This window comes from Arthrobacter sp. TWP1-1 (genome assembly GCF_049897845.1).
Lineage (GTDB): Bacteria > Actinomycetota > Actinomycetes > Actinomycetales > Micrococcaceae > Specibacter.
In genome coordinates, this window is record NZ_JAFCXC010000001.1 from 613,110 (window position 1) to 629,671 (window position 16,562).

15 protein-coding genes are annotated in these 16,562 nt (G+C 61.4%); 12 read left to right on the forward strand and 3 right to left on the reverse strand.

The window, feature by feature from the left end; all coding sequences use genetic code 11:
* Positions 1-14: 14 nt before the first annotated feature.
* A complete protein-coding gene (folE, locus tag ACP7B9_RS02925; RefSeq protein ID WP_425860586.1) occupies positions 15-608 on the reverse strand; it encodes a GTP cyclohydrolase I in 594 nt (197 codons plus the stop codon).
* A 138-nt stretch (positions 609-746) separates the two neighbouring features.
* Between folE and ACP7B9_RS02930 the strand changes: the two genes are divergently transcribed.
* Together ACP7B9_RS02930 and ACP7B9_RS02935 are read left to right on the forward strand one after the other, a co-directional pair.
* Complete coding sequence (locus ACP7B9_RS02930) at positions 747-1,460, forward strand: helix-turn-helix transcriptional regulator (protein ID WP_425860588.1); 714 nt, start codon at positions 747-749, stop codon at positions 1,458-1,460.
* A gap of 152 nt (positions 1,461-1,612) precedes the next feature.
* Positions 1,613-1,759 carry a hypothetical protein gene (locus ACP7B9_RS02935; protein WP_425860590.1) on the forward strand — a complete coding sequence of 49 codons (147 nt, stop codon included), beginning with the start codon at positions 1,613-1,615 and terminating at the stop codon, positions 1,757-1,759.
* A 97-nt stretch (positions 1,760-1,856) separates the two neighbouring features.
* Here ACP7B9_RS02935 and ACP7B9_RS02940 read toward each other — a convergent pair whose 3' ends face one another.
* Positions 1,857-3,362 (reverse strand): S8 family serine peptidase, encoded by a 1,506-nt coding sequence (locus ACP7B9_RS02940; protein WP_425860592.1) that lies wholly within the window; start codon positions 3,360-3,362, stop codon positions 1,857-1,859.
* A gap of 97 nt (positions 3,363-3,459) precedes the next feature.
* On the opposite strand from ACP7B9_RS02940, the gene ACP7B9_RS02945 reads away from it, so the two are divergent.
* The 10 genes from ACP7B9_RS02945 (at position 3,460) to ACP7B9_RS02990 (ending at position 15,226) form a co-directional block, all read left to right on the forward strand.
* Positions 3,460-4,680, forward strand: a complete 1,221-nt coding sequence (locus ACP7B9_RS02945) for a cysteine desulfurase family protein (protein ID WP_425860593.1) — start codon at positions 3,460-3,462, stop codon at positions 4,678-4,680.
* Between the two features lie 187 nt (positions 4,681-4,867).
* Entirely contained in the window at positions 4,868-5,989 is a 1,122-nt protein-coding gene (gene mnmA, locus ACP7B9_RS02950) for a tRNA 2-thiouridine(34) synthase MnmA (protein ID WP_425860595.1), read from the forward strand.
* A gap of 259 nt (positions 5,990-6,248) precedes the next feature.
* The gene (locus tag ACP7B9_RS02955; protein WP_425860597.1) at positions 6,249-6,866 is read left to right on the forward strand and encodes a TIGR03086 family metal-binding protein; all 618 of its coding nucleotides are present in this window, start codon (positions 6,249-6,251) and stop codon (positions 6,864-6,866) included.
* Between the two features lie 164 nt (positions 6,867-7,030).
* Positions 7,031-8,665 (forward strand): ABC transporter substrate-binding protein, encoded by a 1,635-nt coding sequence (locus ACP7B9_RS02960; protein WP_425860599.1) that lies wholly within the window; start codon positions 7,031-7,033, stop codon positions 8,663-8,665.
* 172 nt (positions 8,666-8,837) lie between these two features.
* On the forward strand, positions 8,838-9,929 hold the full coding sequence (locus ACP7B9_RS02965; RefSeq protein ID WP_425860600.1) for an ABC transporter permease: 1,092 nt from the start codon (positions 8,838-8,840) through the stop codon (positions 9,927-9,929).
* Between the two features lie 2 nt (positions 9,930-9,931).
* The gene (locus tag ACP7B9_RS02970) at positions 9,932-10,894 is read left to right on the forward strand and encodes an ABC transporter permease (protein ID WP_425860602.1); all 963 of its coding nucleotides are present in this window, start codon (positions 9,932-9,934) and stop codon (positions 10,892-10,894) included.
* Positions 10,891-12,609, forward strand: coding sequence for a dipeptide ABC transporter ATP-binding protein (locus ACP7B9_RS02975; RefSeq protein WP_425860603.1), 1,719 nt, complete (start codon positions 10,891-10,893; stop codon positions 12,607-12,609). The genes ACP7B9_RS02970 and ACP7B9_RS02975 overlap by 4 nt, the downstream gene beginning before the upstream one ends.
* A gap of 85 nt (positions 12,610-12,694) precedes the next feature.
* A complete protein-coding gene (locus tag ACP7B9_RS02980; protein ID WP_425860605.1) occupies positions 12,695-13,156 on the forward strand; it encodes a chorismate mutase in 462 nt (153 codons plus the stop codon).
* Entirely contained in the window at positions 13,153-14,259 is a 1,107-nt protein-coding gene (locus ACP7B9_RS02985; protein WP_425860607.1) for a hypothetical protein, read from the forward strand. The genes ACP7B9_RS02980 and ACP7B9_RS02985 overlap by 4 nt, the downstream gene beginning before the upstream one ends.
* 151 nt (positions 14,260-14,410) lie before the next feature.
* On the forward strand, positions 14,411-15,226 hold the full coding sequence (locus tag ACP7B9_RS02990; protein ID WP_425860608.1) for an SGNH/GDSL hydrolase family protein: 816 nt from the start codon (positions 14,411-14,413) through the stop codon (positions 15,224-15,226).
* Positions 15,227-15,253: 27 nt separating this feature from the next.
* Here the strand turns inward: ACP7B9_RS02990 and ACP7B9_RS02995 are convergent, their stop codons facing one another.
* Positions 15,254-16,546, reverse strand: a complete 1,293-nt coding sequence (locus ACP7B9_RS02995) for a DUF58 domain-containing protein (RefSeq protein WP_425860610.1) — start codon at positions 16,544-16,546, stop codon at positions 15,254-15,256.
* Positions 16,547-16,562: the final 16 nt, after the last annotated feature.

A 16,562-nucleotide genomic window follows, 5' to 3' on the forward strand; every position in this document is an offset into this window, starting at 1 on the left:
AGAGACACAGCGGATCAGTGCGGGAATTGCTCGCGCAAGGGACCGGCGTCGGACAATAGGCCAGTAAAGACCGAGGTGCGGGTCATGGTTCCGGCGGTCTGGACGCCCCGCAGGGACATGCACATGTGCTCGGCCTCCATAACGACGCCAACGCCGCGTGGGGACAGCGTGTCCTCGAGCCAGTTGGCCACCTGCTGGGTGAGTCGCTCCTGGACCTGCAGGTCACGCGAGAACAGCTCCACGCCGCGCGCCAGCTTGGACAGACCGAACAGGCGATCGCCGGGCAGATAGCCGACATGGGCCACACCCCGGAACGGCAGCAGATGATGCTGGCAGAGGGAGTGGAACGGGATGTCCTTGACGAGGACCAGGCCCTGATAGCCGTCTTCGTTGGGGAATGTTGTCCAAGACGTTTCGCGCGGGGTCAGCATTTCCGCATAGGCGGTCGCCACCCGGCGCGGGGTGTCGAGCAGATGCGGATCGCGTTCATCGCGGCCCAGTGCTCGCAGGAATTCTGCAATGGCTGCTTCGGCGCGAGGGAGGTCAATGGCGGATTCCTCGGCCAGCGGGTCCTCGAATGTCAGCAGGTCCGCATTGGTGATGGACATATTCACACCTTTCTAAAGCTTGTATTATTGACTTTAGAAGCGCAGACTCAAAGCGTCAAGCAGGAACCACACAAATCGCTACATCGCTATTTACAGGGCGGCCATCACGCCGCGAATGAAGGGGCAAGGCCAACAATCGTGAACCAACCGGTCCAGCAACCATCCCTCCAGCCCGTCGCCGAAACACATGCAGGGTTCGACGACGCCCAGCGCCTGCGTGCCCTGGCCTCCCTTGGTGACCCGGTGCGGAAGCAGTTGTTCGAGCTGGTACTCAACTCCGGCCAGGCTCTTAGTTGTGAAGATTGCGCCGAAAGCCTTGGCCTGCCACGAAGCACCATTCGGGTTCATCTTGACCGCTTGGTGGATGAACATCTGCTGCTGGTGGAGTTCCGCAAAATCGGGGACCGGACCGGTCCGGGCTCCGGCCGACCCACCAAGTTGTACACGGCCGCGCACCATGAAGTCAGCGCCTCCGTCCCGTCACGGCACTATGATCTGGCCGCCCAGTTACTTGCGGCTGCAGTGCAACACTCGATCGACGATTCTGTGGATATCCAACAGGCCTTGGCCGTGGTTGCTCACGACGAGGGAAAGCGCATGGGGCGGGCGGCCGGGACCATCCAGGAGATGCTCGCCAGTACCGGTTATGAGCCCGAATCCGATGGGGAGGGCGGCACCATCATGGCCAATTGCCCTTTCCATAGGCTGTCATTGGAGCACACGAGCGTGGTGTGTTCACTCAACGGCGCACTGCTCGGCGGCGCCCTCGAAGGCTGCGGGGATTCGCTCCATGATCTGGCGCCCGATCGCGAGATTTCCCACTGTTGTGCCCGCTTGGTTCCACGGAACTAGGCTGCGGAAATGGATGCTGCGAGCGGTGCCGAAGGCCAGAGCATCGCTGATGCGCTGAGGCGTACGATCGCATCTTTCACCCGCTCGGCGGCTACAGTGAGCCGGAAATCCGCTGGGCTGATCTTGCCTGGCCCGCAGACCGCAGTTGGTGCATGGCCACCGAAATCGACTTCGACTCCACGCTGGTGGGCGGAACAGCGGAACTGATTGCCGCCGTCGTGCATTCACCGGGGTTGGAGGCGCTTGAGGTGACGCCGAGCAGTGACCTCAGCGCGGAGGGGGACACTGTCAATAGCTAATCCGTGCCCGGTACCGCCCAACATTAAACAGTTCAGCGTTAAACGGTTCCGGCGGCCATCGTGAACGATGGCCGCCGGAACTGTGGGAGCGTTGGTCCTAGAGGACTGCCTTCAGGGCGTCCACAATTCCTTCGCCGTAGTAGCTGTTGTTGCCCACCGTGCCGGTGCACTCGGCACCCTTGGGTGTCGCCGATGGCATGCACGCGTGATCCTCGGCTTGCTTGCGCAATTCAGAGATCAACTGACTGGGCTTCCACCCGGGGTGCTGGGACTTCATCAGAGCCAGCACGCCGGCGACCTGCGGCGAAGCCATCGAGGTGCCGCTGAGCAAGCCGTAAGTGTTGTTCGGCAACGTGGACAGGATGCGTGATCCTGGGGCCGCTACGTCAATGACGTTCAGGCCGCGGTTTGAGAAGGATGAGAGCTTGCCGGCCTGATCTGTCGAGGCCACTGTCACCACGCCATCCAGTTCGGTGGGCATGTCCTTGCAGCCGTTGTTGATCTCGCGCTCTATCCCGGCGACATCGTTCGGGCTGACGTCGTCCGTGGTTTTGTTGGCCAGATCGTAGGAGGCGTTTCCGGCAGCAGCGGCGTGAACCACGCCTGCCTTCGTCGACCAGCTCACTGCGCGCTCAACGGCCGTCATGACGGCTGCCTGATCGGGCTGATCGCCACACCAGAACTGCATGGGGTCAATGTAGTAGCTGTTGTTGGTGACATCCATGCCCTTCATTCCGGCCCACATGAAACCGCAGATGGCGTACTCGGGGTAGATCGATCCAGCATCGTTGACGACCTTGACGGAGGCCATGCGCACGTTCGGCGCTACGCCGACAATGCCAACACCGTTACGGGCGGCGCCGATGATGCCTGCCACGTGGGTTCCGTGCGATGACGTCGTGGGGAACCAGCCTGTGGGCGAGGTGTCCGGACGTCCGCCATTGGTGCAGTTGACCGAGTTGGCCACATCGATGTTGGCGGCGAGATCCGGGTGGACCGGGTCGATGCCGCTGTCCAAGACGCCCACCAAAACATCCGGTGAGCCGTCGGTGATCTCGTTGGCCAGATCAGACTTGACCTGAACGCGGCTCCATTGCTCGGATTCGCGCGGATCGGCTGCGATGGCGTCGAGCGTGGCATCACCGTAGAGCACATCGGTGTTGGCAAGTTGCCGGCTGCGGAGGGAAGGGGCCGTGGCCGTCTGCCATGGGGTGGCAATGCCCTCCGGCGTGCCTTCAGCAACGGTGATGGTGCGGGTTGCGCCCACCGATTCAACTGCTGATTTTCCGAACTTCAGGACGTCTGCCCGGAAGTTGGCCCGATCCGATTGGACAATGACCACGCCGATCTCGGGCCACTGCTGAACAGCGACGCCTCCGGCGGCCTCAATGGCCTGCACGGCATCCTTTGTCTTGTTGGCGTTGGCGGCCTTTGCGTTGACAACGTAACTCATGAGCTGGCCGTCGGCTGCTGGAAAGTCAACGGGTGTTGACTTTGTAGTAGCCGGCGCAGCCATGGCGCTGCCACCGATCAATGTGGTTGCTGCCATGGCGACTGCGCACAGAGCGGCGGCCGTTGTACGGCGGAAGAAAGCTTTCTGCATGGAATTAATCCCCCCGGGATCATTGTGTGATGTGGGACACCCCGATCCTGCCATTGAGGGCGGATCATGACAAGGCGACGTGCCGTAGAATTAGAGCGTGCCCGTGTATCTAGATCACGCGGCGACCACGCCTATTTCGGCCCCGGCCCTCGCCGCACTCACCTCCGTTATTGCCCGTAGCGGCAATCCGTCCTCCCTCCATGGAGCGGGCCGTCGCGCTCGAGCCACGGTGGAAGCGTCCCGCGAAACCATTGCCAGGGCAGCTGGCGCCCACCCCACGGAGGTCATTTTTACCTCCGGCGGCACAGAGGCCGACAACCTCGCCGTGAAGGGCCTGTTCTGGTCACGCAACGCAGCCGAGCCTGTCCGGAAGCGAATTCTGGCCTCCAGTGTTGAACACGCCGCCGTGCAGGACACTGTCGAATGGCTCGAGAAGCATGAGGGCGCCGAGGTCGTCTGGTTGCCGGCCGATGAGAATGGCACTGTCAGTCTTTCGGCCCTGAAACAAGAAATGGCCGACGGCGGAGCGGACTTGATCGCGCTGGTCACCTGCATGTGGGCCAACAATGAAGTCGGAACGATCCAGCCCATTGCTGAAATCGTGGCGCTCGCGGCTGCCCACGGCATTCCCGTGCATTCTGACGCGGTCCAGGCGTTCGGTTCTGTCCCCGTGAATTTCAAGGATTCCGGACTGGCCGCCATGTCCATCAGTGGCCATAAGATCGGCGGACCAGTTGGTGTTGGTGCCCTTCTACTGGGCCGTGCCGTGAAGCTGACGCCGGTGCAGCACGGCGGGGGACAGGAGCGCTCTGTCCGCTCCGGCACCTTGGACACGGCCGGCATCGCAGCCTTCGCCGCGGCTGCCCAGGACGTCACGGAAAACCTGGCCACCGAGAATCCCCGCATCGCGGCCCTCCGTGACGGGATCATTGCGGCCGTCCGCGCCGCTGTCCCCGAGGCCGTGCTCCGCGGAGTCGACCCCGCCGTGAACCCGGATGGACGCCTGCCCGGCAACGCCCACTTCACCTTCCCCGGCTGCGAGGGTGACTCCTTGCTCTTCCTGCTTGACATGGCGGGCATCGAATCCTCGACCGGCTCGGCGTGCACCGCCGGGGTGCCCCGCCCTTCCCATGTGCTGCTCGCCATGGGACTGGATGAAGACACGGCACGTGGCGCACAACGCTTTAGTTTGGGGCATACATCAAGCCAAAAAGACGTTGACGCCTTTGTGGCCGCGTTGCCGCAAGCACACGCACGCGCAAAACAAGCTGGAATGGCCGGGCACAAATCAAGTATTGAAACCGCGAGCACACGGTGACGACCGCCCGCCAGGCGGCAGTGCCGGAGGCCTTACAGGGTCCCGGGAGCGGCTTCGGGCGTCCGCGAAGCGGGCGGGGATCCCTGTCAGGCGGAGGCTCTGCAGCCTCCGGGTGGTCGGCACCACGGTCCGCACGAACTGAATTTTTGCACCAATTGAAAGGTACGTAATGCGAGTATTGGCCGCCATGAGTGGTGGAGTTGACTCCGCCGTCGCAGCAGCACGAGCAGTGGATGCCGGGCACGACGTCGTCGGTGTTCACCTGGCGCTCTCCCGCATGCCCGGAACTCTGCGCACCGGCAGCCGTGGCTGCTGCACCGTGGAGGATTCCAATGATGCGTGGCGTGCCTGCGATCTGCTCGGGATTCCGTACTACGTCTGGGACTTCTCCGAGCGGTTCAAGGAAGATGTGGTCCAGGACTTCATCGACGAATACGCCGCCGGCCGCACACCCAACCCGTGCATGCGTTGCAACGAGCGGATCAAGTTTGCCGCGCTGTTGGAAAAGGCCATCGCCCTGGGCTTCGACGCCGTCTGCACCGGGCATTACGCCAAGGTCATCACGGACGCCGACGGTAACCCGGAACTACACCGCGCCGCCGATTGGGCCAAGGACCAGAGCTACGTGCTCGGCGTGCTGACCCACGAGCAGCTCAAGCACTCCATGTTCCCGCTGGCCGACACACCGTCCAAGGCTGAGGTTCGCGCCGAGGCCGAGGCCCGCGGCTTGTCCGTGGCCAAAAAGCCCGACAGCCACGACATCTGCTTCATCCCCGACGGCGACACCGCCGGCTGGTTGGCCGAGAAGATCGAGATGACCGACGGTGAGATCGTCGACGAGACCGGGGCAAAGGTAGGCGGCCACACCGGCTCCAACCAGTTTACGGTTGGTCAGCGCCGCGGCCTGAAGCTCGGCACCCCGGCCGCCGACGGCAAGCCCCGCTTCGTGCTGGAAATTCGTCCCAAGGAAAACAAGGTCATCGTCGGCCCCCACGCACTCCTTGCCATCGATGAGATCAATGGCATCAAGGTTTCCTGGGCCGGGCTGCCCATCGCCGAGGTCGCCACCGGGGCCGAGTTCGATTGCTACGCCCAGGTTCGCGCGCATGGCGACCCCGTTCCGGCGCGTGCATTTGTCACCGAGGTAGCGGACGACGGCGTCTCCCGCCAGCGCCTGAATGTCACGCTCGTCGAGCCGCTGCGCGGCGTCGCCCCCGGTCAGACAATTGTTTTGTACCAAGGCTCCCGCGTGCTGGGACAGGCAACCATCGACACGGCTAGGTCCCTGGCCCGCCCCGACCTCCCTTAATTCAAACGCCGCATCACCTTACGGCCGTTTTTTCTAAACGCCGCATCACTTCCGGGTTCGTTATTATCGCCCCCGGTACAAGGTGATGCGGCGTTTGTGTTTTATGGCCCGAAAGTGGTGCAGGGTTGCCAAGAAAGGGCCCGAAAGTGGTGCGGCGTCTGAGGGGTCTAGCAGGATGTCCATGACTTATCGGCGTGGCCCTTGCGGTGTTGGCGTAAACTTCCGTTAAAGGTGATTTGGCACACGGAAGGTTTACATAATGCCCCCGCACACAATTCCCAACCCGCTCCAGTTTCTGGACAACGCACTTAATCAGTGCGCTGAAATCATAAGCGCCATTGCGGCAAATCAGGCGACCTGGCCCACGCCCTGCGCCGACTGGAATGTCCAGGATCTCCTGCACCACTTGGTGGTTCAGGACTTGCATAACTACACCATCATGGCCCGTGGTCACCACATTGACCCGATGGCATCGGGGGCAACGGTGGGTGCCGATTGGTCAACACGTTTCAGCGATGGAGCTGCCCTGCTGATGCGGGCCTGGTCCAGCGCAGATCTCAGTGCGCAGGTGGCCTTGCCGGGCGGGGGAGAGGCGCCACTGCGCAGCCGCATTGGCCTGCAAATCGCAGAGTTCACTGTCCACTCCTGGGACTTGGCGAAGGCTACGGGGGTACCTGTCATCCTGGACCCGGTACTTGCCGATCAGTCCCTGGCATGGTCCCAGCGCATGATGAAACCCGAATATCGCGGTGTTGAACGCGGCTTCGGCCCGGAAGTGCAGGTTCCCATCGCTTCAGACTCGTACACAAAGCTTGCCGGGTGGTTCGGGCGCAATCCCCACTTTCAGGCAGGCCCCCGGGCGGAATCACTTAGGTAATTTCAGGTGCTTCTTGTACTCGTTGGTAACCTTCTGGTTGCAACTCGGTGTCTGATGCAAGTAGGTGCGTTGAAGTCTGGTAGATATTGACTATCAGGCGCGTGTTTTGGATCACACGATGGGGTGTGCTCGGTTACACGCAACGCACAAGAGAAAGTTTGCTGATGGCTAAGAATATGTTTGGGTTCAAGTCGGTCATGGCTGTGGCGGGCGTGTCCGTTTTGGCCATGACCGCGTGCACGGGACCGGCGGGCGACGGCGGTACCGAAAGTAGCGGCTCCACCGGAGCGCCGGTTGTCGTTGGCACCACCGATAAGACCACCTTCCTCGATCCTGCCGGTTCCTACGACAACGGCTCGTTCATGGTTATGAACCAGATCTATCCGTTTGTGCTCAACTCTGCACCGGGCAGTGCCGACCCCAAGCCGGACATTGCCGAGTCGGCTGATTTCACCTCACCCACCGAGTTCACGGTCAAGCTCAAAGCCGGACTGAAGTGGGCCAACGGAACGGACCTTGACTCCAAGGACGTGAAGTTTTCCTTCGACCGCCAGATCAAGATCAATGATCCCAAGGGCCCGGCATCACTGTTGGGTAACCTGGCCAGCGTTGAGGCCCCCGACGCCACCACCGTGGTGTTCACGTTGAAGGCTGCCAACGACCAGACGTTCCTGCAGATACTGCAAAGCCCGGCCGCGCCCATCGTGGACGATTCGGTCTTCAGTGCAGATGCTGTCACGACAGATGAAGACATTGTGGCCGGCAAGTCCTTCGCGGGCCAGTTCACGATCGATTCATACAAGAAGAATGAGCTCATCTCCTTCAAGAAGAATCCCGATTACAAGGGCTTGCTGGGTGCGGCGAAGTCGGAATCGGTCACCATCAAGTACTACGCCGATTCCAACAACCTGAAGCTAGATGTCCAGAAGGGCAATATCGATGTAGCCTGGCGCACTCTGACCGCGACGGACATCGACAGCCTCAAGGAAGACAAGAACGTCAAGGTTGATGTTGGACCCGGTGGCGAGATTCGCTACATCGTCTTCAACATTGACACCATGCCGTTTGGCACCAAGACGGCAACTCCGGACGCCGCCAAGTCCCTTGCGGTCCGCCAGGCCATGGCCAATACCATCGACCGTGAAAAGATTGCCGAGCAGGTCTACAAGGGCACCTACCTGCCGCTGTACTCCCCGGTACCGGCAGGATTCACCGGAGCCATTGAACCGCTGAAGTCCGAATACGGTGACGGTAAGGGTGGCCCGGATGTAGACAAGGCAACCAAGGCGCTGGCTGATGCCGGTGTTGAAACGCCGGTAACTCTTGACCTGCAGTACAACCCGGACCACTATGGCTCCTCTTCCGGTGACGAGTACGCCGCCATCAAGGCTCAGCTGGAAGCAACCAAGTTGTTCAAAGTGAACCTGCAGTCCACAGAGTGGGTTTCCTATTCAGATCAGCGCGTCAAGGATGCCTACCCCATGTACCAGTTGGGCTGGTTCCCGGACTACTCAGATGCTGACAACTACCTGACTCCGTTCTTCAGCAAGAAGAACTTCCTCAACAACCACTACGACAACCCGGAAGTCCAGAAAATGATCACCGAACAGGTGACCACGACTGACGCGGCCAAGCGGACAAAGTTGATTGAGGACATTCAGACGGCGGAAGCCAAGGACCTGTCCACACTGCCGCTGCTGCAGGGTGCTCAGGTTGCCGTTTCCAACGTCAGCGTCAGCGGCACCAAGGACACCTTGGACGCGTCATTCAAGTTCCGGTTGGGCGTCCTGTCCAAGTAATGCCCGCAAGGCATTAGGTAGAGACACAGACACCTAGAGACATAGTCACACGGCACAAAGGCGGGGCCATCTTCCACAGGATGCCCCGCCTTTTGCACGAAACCGCATTGCACGAAACCGCACTGCACCGACAAGCACCCAAGATTCCCTGCAGTAGAAGAAATAGGCGCACATGACCGCACTGATTGACCTGCCGGTGGAAGACCCCGCCGCGCGGGTGCCCAAAAGCAAGAAGAAGTCCGGCGGAAGCCTGGGCAAGTACCTTGCCATCCGCTTTGTTTTGATTTTCCCCACGATCTTCATCCTCGTCACCATGGTGTTCTTCCTTATTAGGATCACCGGTGATCCCATTTCTGCGGCGCTGGGGGACAGACTTCCGCCCGACCAGCTGGCCATCCGCGTCCACGAGGCCGGATATGACCGGCCCATTTTCATCCAATACCTCGAGTATCTGGGTCAGATCTCCACAGGCAACTTTGGCCGCACCATCACAGACAACCTGTTGATCTCAGACATGCTGTCCACCTACGGTTCGGCTACCCTTGAGCTGGTCATCAACTCGCTGGTTGTAGCCTTGGCCATCGGCATCCCGCTGGGCATGCTGGCCGCCTACAAGCGCGACAAGTGGCAGGACGCCATCTCCCGCGTCTTGGCCATCACCTTCTACGCAACGCCGGTGTTCTTTGCTGGGCTGTTGATGAAGCTGATTTTCGCCGTTTGGCTGGGCTGGTTGCCCGTGGCCGGACGCGCATACATCACCACCGAAATCGCCATGACCCAACTCGAGGCGCCCACCGGAATCTACTGGCTGGACGCACTACGCAGCGGCAACATGAATGCTTTTTGGGACGTAGTCCAACACTCAATACTGCCCGCCGTTGCCTTGGGCCTGCTCACGGCCGGGGTCTTCCTTCGTCTGGTGCGTACCAACGTCATCGGCACGTTGAGTAAGGACTATGTTGAAGCCGGTCGCTCCCGTGGCGTCAGCGAATATCGGCTTCTCACCAAGCATGCCTACAAACCTGCGCTGATCCCCATCATCACCGTCATGGGTCTGCAGATCGCACTGCTTCTGGGCGGCGCCGTACTGACCGAGACCACCTTCGAATGGAAGGGCTTGGGTTTCCAGCTGGCCCATTACCTGACCGCGCGTGACTTCGTTGCTGTGCAAGGCATCGTGGCGTTGCTCGCTGTCGTTGTGGCCCTCACCAACTTCATCGTGGACGTTATCGCCGCCCTGATCGACCCGAGGGTGAGGTACTAGCCATGGAGACCAAAAAGTCGCTCTTTAGCCGGCTGCCGATCATTTCCCAGCTGAAGAAAAGCATGGGACTCCAACGCGGCATGCTCGTTGCCGGCGTCGTGCTCACGTTGATGTTCCTGCTTACGGCGGCCCTTGCTCCGTTGCTTGCGCCGTACGGCGCAAGTGAACGCTTCGATGAAACCCAGGCAGCGCCGTCGTCCGCCCACCTGTGGGGCACGACGGCGGGAGGTTACGATGTCCTATCCCGCACCATTTGGGGAACCCAGACAGCGTTCCTCGTGATTGTGGTGGCGGTGGCGCTCTCGATCTTCCTTGGTGTAGCCCTTGGCTTGCTCTCCGGCTACATTGGCGGATGGCTGGACCGGATCCTTGTGGTGGTGGCTGACGCCATCTACGCCTTCCCCACCTTGCTACTGGCAATGGTCATGTCGATCGCGCTTAGCCAGGGCCGTTCGAGTGTGTGGTCTGGTATTTTCTCCGCGGCGATCTCCATCACGGTGGTGTTCATCCCGCAGTACTTCCGTGTGATCCGGGCAGAGACCATCCGCCTGAAGGCCGAACCGTTTGTTGAATCGGCCATTGTGGTGGGTGCTTCAAGTGTGCGCATCATGGCCCGGCACATCTACAAGAACGCCACGCGGACGTTGCCGTTGATCTTTACGCTTAACGCCTCCGAGGCGATCCTGACGCTGGCTGGCCTTGGCTTTTTGGGCTTCGGCATTGAACCGTCGACGGCGTCCGAATGGGGCTACGACCTCAACCACGCGCAGTCCGATGCCACCTCCGGCATTTGGTGGACCGGCCTGTTCCCGGGCCTGGCCATCGTCATGACAGTGCTTGGCCTGACATTGCTGGGCGAATCAATGAACGACCTCAATGACCCGCGGTTGCGCGGGCGCAAGCGGGCAGAGAAAAAGTCTCGCAAGAACAACGGCAAGAACAAGAAGGAGTTGGTGGACGCATGAGCCGCTCCACAACGAAATTCGGCACCTCACCAACAGGGGAGTCTGCTCCGCGGCCCGTGCTGGACATTGCAGATCTGAAGATCACCTTTGCCACAGACCAAGGTGATGTGAAGGCGGTCAAGGATGTTTCCTTTACCGTGGCACCGGGTGAGATCGTCGCCATTGTGGGCGAATCCGGATCCGGCAAGACCGTCACTGCCAAGGCCATCCTAGGCTTGCTGCCGGAGACTGCGCAGAGCAGCGGTGCCGTGGTTATCAGTGGCAACGACGTCATTACAGTCAGCCCGCACCAGCTGCGCCAGATCCGGGGCCGTGATGTGGCCATGGTGTTCCAAGAACCATCCACCGCGTTGAATCCTGTCTATACGGTGGGTTGGCAGATCGCCGAGGGGCTGCGTGCCCACCGGCCCGAAGGCAAACGCGTGGGTAAACGGGAAGCCCGCAAACTGGCCATCGAGGCGCTGGCCAAGGTGGGCATCCCGGAACCCGAAAAGCGGGTCGACTACTACCCCCATCAGTTCTCTGGCGGGCAGAAGCAACGCGTAGTCATCGCCGCAGCACTGGCCCTGAACCCGGGCTTGATTGTGGCTGACGAACCAACCACTGCCCTTGACGTCACGGTGCAGGCCGAGATCCTGGAACTTCTGCGAGACCTGCGTGACCGCTATGGCACCTCCATTGTGTTGATTACGCACAATATGGGCGTTGTGGCCGACCTCGCCGACCGCGTGGTTGTCATGTTCGAAGGCGACGTCGTAGAAGAAGCCACCGCGGAGGTGCTCTTTGCATCTCCGAAGGAGGACTACACGAAGAAACTGCTAGCCGCGGTTCCGCACCTTGGCCGCAATTCCGCCTCGGCGGGGTTCACCGAACGTGCCTTCCAGGACAAGGAAGTTCTTGTCCGTGCCACGGATCTTGAGATTGAATACCCCGGTAGGCTGGGCAGCCCCGCTTTCAAGGCTGTGGATCGGGTGTCCTTCACCATCAGCGCCGGCGAGGTGTTCGGGCTGGTTGGTGAGTCGGGTTCCGGCAAGACCACGATTGGCCGTGCCATCGCGGGGCTGAACCGGACAACGGGTGGTTCCTTGAACGTGCTGGGGTACGAGATGCTCAATTACAAGGAGCGCACCTTCCGTCCGCACCGGAAGGACATTGGTTTCGTTTTCCAGGATCCGGCAGCCTCCTTCAACCCGCACCTGACCATTGGTGAGTGCGTTGCCGAGCCGCTGCTCATCCACACGGATTTGTCCAAGACAGCGGTCATCAAAAAGGTGGAGGATCTGCTGGAATCGGTACAGCTGCCACGTGCGTGCGCCAGGCGATTCCCGCACGAGCTCTCCGGTGGACAACGCCAGCGAGCCTCCCTTGCCCGAGGCTTAGCCTTGCAGCCCAAGTTGCTCATAGCCGATGAGCCCACCTCGGCACTTGATGTCTCCGTTCAGGCCAAGGTGCTTGAACTCTTCCGTGAGATCCAGGCCGAGCTTGGCTTTGCTGCCCTGTTCATCAGCCACGATCTGGCCGTGGTGGACATTTTGGCCGAGTGGGTCGGGGTGCTCTACAAGGGCAAGATGGTGGAGCAAGGGATCGGGAACCAGATCATGGGCAATCCGCAGGATGCCTACACCAAGCGCCTGCTTGCCTCGCTGCCGGTTCCCAACCCGGCCGAGCAAGCGCAGCGGAGGGCCGCCCACCAAGCCCTGATTGCGGCGAGCTAGGCGAAAGTCGATCGCAGGCGCGTTTGGGCGGTGCCCGGAGTGGACAGGAGTTTTGTCCGCCCGGTGCACCGCCTAAACTGTCCCTATGACCGAACCGAGCCACACGCAGCACTTGTCCGTTGAAGACTTTGATCCGGCCGCCAGTTCCCTCTCGGGGGCAGTGGATCCAGCCGTCATGGCCGAACTGTTGTCCATCCGTTCCAGCATCGACAACTTCGACGCGACACTCGTGTACCTGCTCGCCGAACGGTTCAAGGCAACCCAGCGTGTGGGCATCCTCAAGGCCGAGCACCAGCTCCCTGCGGCTGACCCCAACCGCGAAAAGGCCCAGATTCATCGCCTCCGGGCCTTGGCCGAATCGGCCAACCTTGACCCGGCCTTTGCCGAAAAGTTCCTGAACTTCATCATCAGCGAGGTCATCCACCACCACCAGGCCATCTCGGAGAGCCACTCGGCGGTGGCGGCAACCGGTGTGATTCCCGTGGTCAGCCGTGATGGGCAAGGTTTCGTTGCACAAACGGACGACGGCGGCACGCAGTCCAAGTGAATGCCTCACCCAACGCTTTTCCCGAGCAGGTCACTGTCACCTCCCTCGGCGTCTGGCCCGGCACGGATCCGGTGGAGGCCACCAAGGTTTCCCTCGGCTTGTTGACCAGCCCGCACCTTCCGTCGCTGGCGCAGCTGCCTGCGCGCGGCGTCGGATCGGACGCCGTAGGGCGCAGTGCCTCGCTACTCCTTGAGCTCCCCGTTGACGTCCAGCCCTATGGTTGGCGGTTTGTCGACAGGGCTGGACACGATCATCGCCGCGCCGTTTCGGCGCTGTCCACGGACATCAACGTTCTCGCCGACGTTGCCGGTGCCGGTGACATCACCCCCTCCGCATTCAAGGTCCAGGTCATGGGGCCGATCTCCCTTGCCGCTGCCATTCACCTCCACTACGGTGAACGAGCCTTGCGCGATTACGGAGCCCGCCGCGACATCGCCCAGTCATTGGCAGCAGGCTTGGCCGTGCATGCGCAAAAGGTCCAGGCAGCAGTTCCCGGGTCGGCGCTGACCCTGCAAATAGATGAACCAGGTGTGGCCGCGGCGCTGGCCGGCACCATTCCCACGGCCTCTGGATACCGCACCCTGCGGTCCATCCCAGTCTCCGAACTGCGCCACACGTGGAGCACCCTGGCCGCGGCGGCTCGTGAGGCAGGTTTCGCTCAGGTGGCCATCAACTTGGCGCCTGCCGAATCAATCGCAGCGACCAGCGGACCCGGTGACGAAGAAGCCCAAAAAGCCGAAAACAACTCATGGCGCAAGGCACTGGAAACCGCACTTGAATCGGGCATCGACGCGGTGGCCCTTCCGCTGCAGAAACTGGATACGGGGCACTGGGAAATGTTGGCCGGAGCCGTCGAATCCGGCCTTGGCGTGTGGGCCGGAACGGTACCTGCCAGCGCTGGGGCCATGCCGCCGTCGTACTCGGTTTTGGAGGAGAAGATCATGCGCCCTTGGCGTGGATTGGGACTTGGCCAATCATTGTTGAACCAGTTGCGGATCACCCCCGAGTCAGGGCTCGCCGGGCTGACTCCCCACGAGGCCCGCACTGTCCTGAACCGGGCCCTGGAAGTTGCCGAAAGATTGAGCGAGATTCGTTACCTTTAGTTCGCCTGTGATTAATTACCGCAGCCTATGATTGCCTTCTGTAGCTAAGAAAAAGGGAGTCTGGGGCATGGTGCGACGCAGGATATTGGGGGCGACTGTGGTGGTTGCGGCACTTTCTCTCGCGCTTGTCGGGATTGGCCCGAGTGCTGGCATGCCGGTCTCTGGTGCGGTTTCTGAGGCCGATGCCAGCGGGCAAGGAACTCCAACAGCCGCACCCGTCCTAAACATTCCAGACCGCAATGCTGTTCCCGACGGCGGACGTGCCCACGCCGAGAACCCCAAGGATGAAGTCACCACGATTTGGGACCTGCCGGCGGGGACGTTGGTCATGAACCCAGTGTCAGGCAGGCAGGAGGTCATTGACCCGGAGATTGCCCGGTCTGCCGTGCTGATTGGCGATTCGCAATCCGCCGGAGCCGGCGGTGTCAAGCCGGCCGACACGTGGGTGGAACGGGGTTTGTCGGCATCCGGCTACAACGTGCGGTTCATGGGAGCCGGGGGTATCGGTTTCACGGCCACGACGTCCTGGGCAGGGAACTATCCGGACTCACTGGAGAGCGGAAAAATGATCCTCCCGTACGGCAACCCAGCACTCGTGGTTGTCCAAGGTGGGGGTAACGATGCCTCGGCGGGTTCCAGTGATGCGGCGATCCTGACTAATGCTGAGCGGCTGCTGCGTGCATTGAAGGCCAGCTACCCGGAGTCCAAATTCTTGTTCATCGGCACGCTCGCCAGCGGTCATCTTGCCGGTGGACGGCGTACCGAGGTAGATACTCTCCTGTCCGAATTTGCCCAACGCAATGGCGTCCCCTTCGTTAGCGCCGGAGACTGGCTGACCCGATACGGTGTGAGCAACAAGATGGCCGACAGCGTTCACCTCACTGCCGCCGGTCACAAGGAACTCTCGAAGGCCCTCGCCTCGGAGCTGAAAATACTGGGCTTGCAGGCACCTACCTTCACAGGCTGACTTCTGCGGCCATGACCGAGGTGGGTCTTAGAGGCGTCCTGCTGCTTTGAGCCGGATGTACATGTCAGCAAGTTGCGGTGGGAGATCCAGCGGCGCAGCATCGACCACTTCTACGCCTGCTTGCTTCACAACTGCCGTGATGGCGGCCCGGCGATTGAGTGCATGTTCGGCGGCTGCCGCCCGGTAGGTGGAGGTGGTGGAGCTGCGGTCCAGCCTGGCTTGGTCGACGGCGGGGTCGCGGACGGCGGCCACCACCACAACATGTTTTTGAGCCAGACTTGTCACCAGGGGGATCAGGCCTTCTTCGGCCGCACCGGCATCCAATGAGGTCACCAGGACCACCAAGGCGCGATGGGCGGTGACGGAGCGGACGGCGCCGGCCACCGCTTGGGTGTTCAATTCGATCAGCTCTGGTTCCAGCGGCGCGAGGGCCTGCACCATGGCGTTGAGCATATTGCCCTTGCCGGTGGAAGATACCTTGGCCCGGACCCGGCGGTCATAGGCGATGAGGCTGACCCGGTCTCCGCCACGTTCGGCCAGAACGGCCAGCAGCAAGGACGCCTCGATCCCGGTGTCCAACGCTGTTTCATCGTCAATCCGGGCGGCCGACGTCCGCGAGGAATCCAGAACGATGACAACGCGGCGATCCCGTTCCGGCCGCCACGTACGCACCACAACGTCGCGCCGTCGTGCGGTTGCACGCCAGTCGATGGAACGGACATCGTCGCCACGAACATAATCGCGCAGGGAATCAAATTCCGTTCCAGCTCCGCGGATCTGAACGGCTGCCTTGCCGTCAAGTTCACGTAATTTACGCAATTTGGACGGCAAATGTCTCTTGGAATGGAAGGGCGGCAGGACCCTCAGCGTGCCGGGAGCTTTGACGGTGCTTTGCCGGGCAGCCATGCCCAGCGGGCCAAATGATCTGATGGAAACATGGTGTGTCAGCAGGTCACCACGTCGCGATGGGGTCAGATCAATCGTCAACGCCGCCCGTTCGCCTGAGCGGATGATCACCCGCTGCAAAGCATTGACCGCTCCGGCCGAGGGCTGCCAGCCATCCTTGACGTGTGCGCGCATGGGCCGCCGGGATTCATTAGCGAGATGCAGCACCGCAGAACTGGCTTCACCCAGCCGGACCCCGGTTGGGAGTGTTCGGCGCAGCGCAACCTTGCGGGGTGACGCGGCCAGGATCAGGTCAAACACCACTACGAGCGCCAGTACGGAGAGGGCCAACACCCACGTCAGCGCTCCGGGCAGGGCGATAATAGGCACCAGCGCCGCGAGTGCCAGATAAAAGAACCTGCCCGAAATTGCCATAGTTATTTGTGTCCGT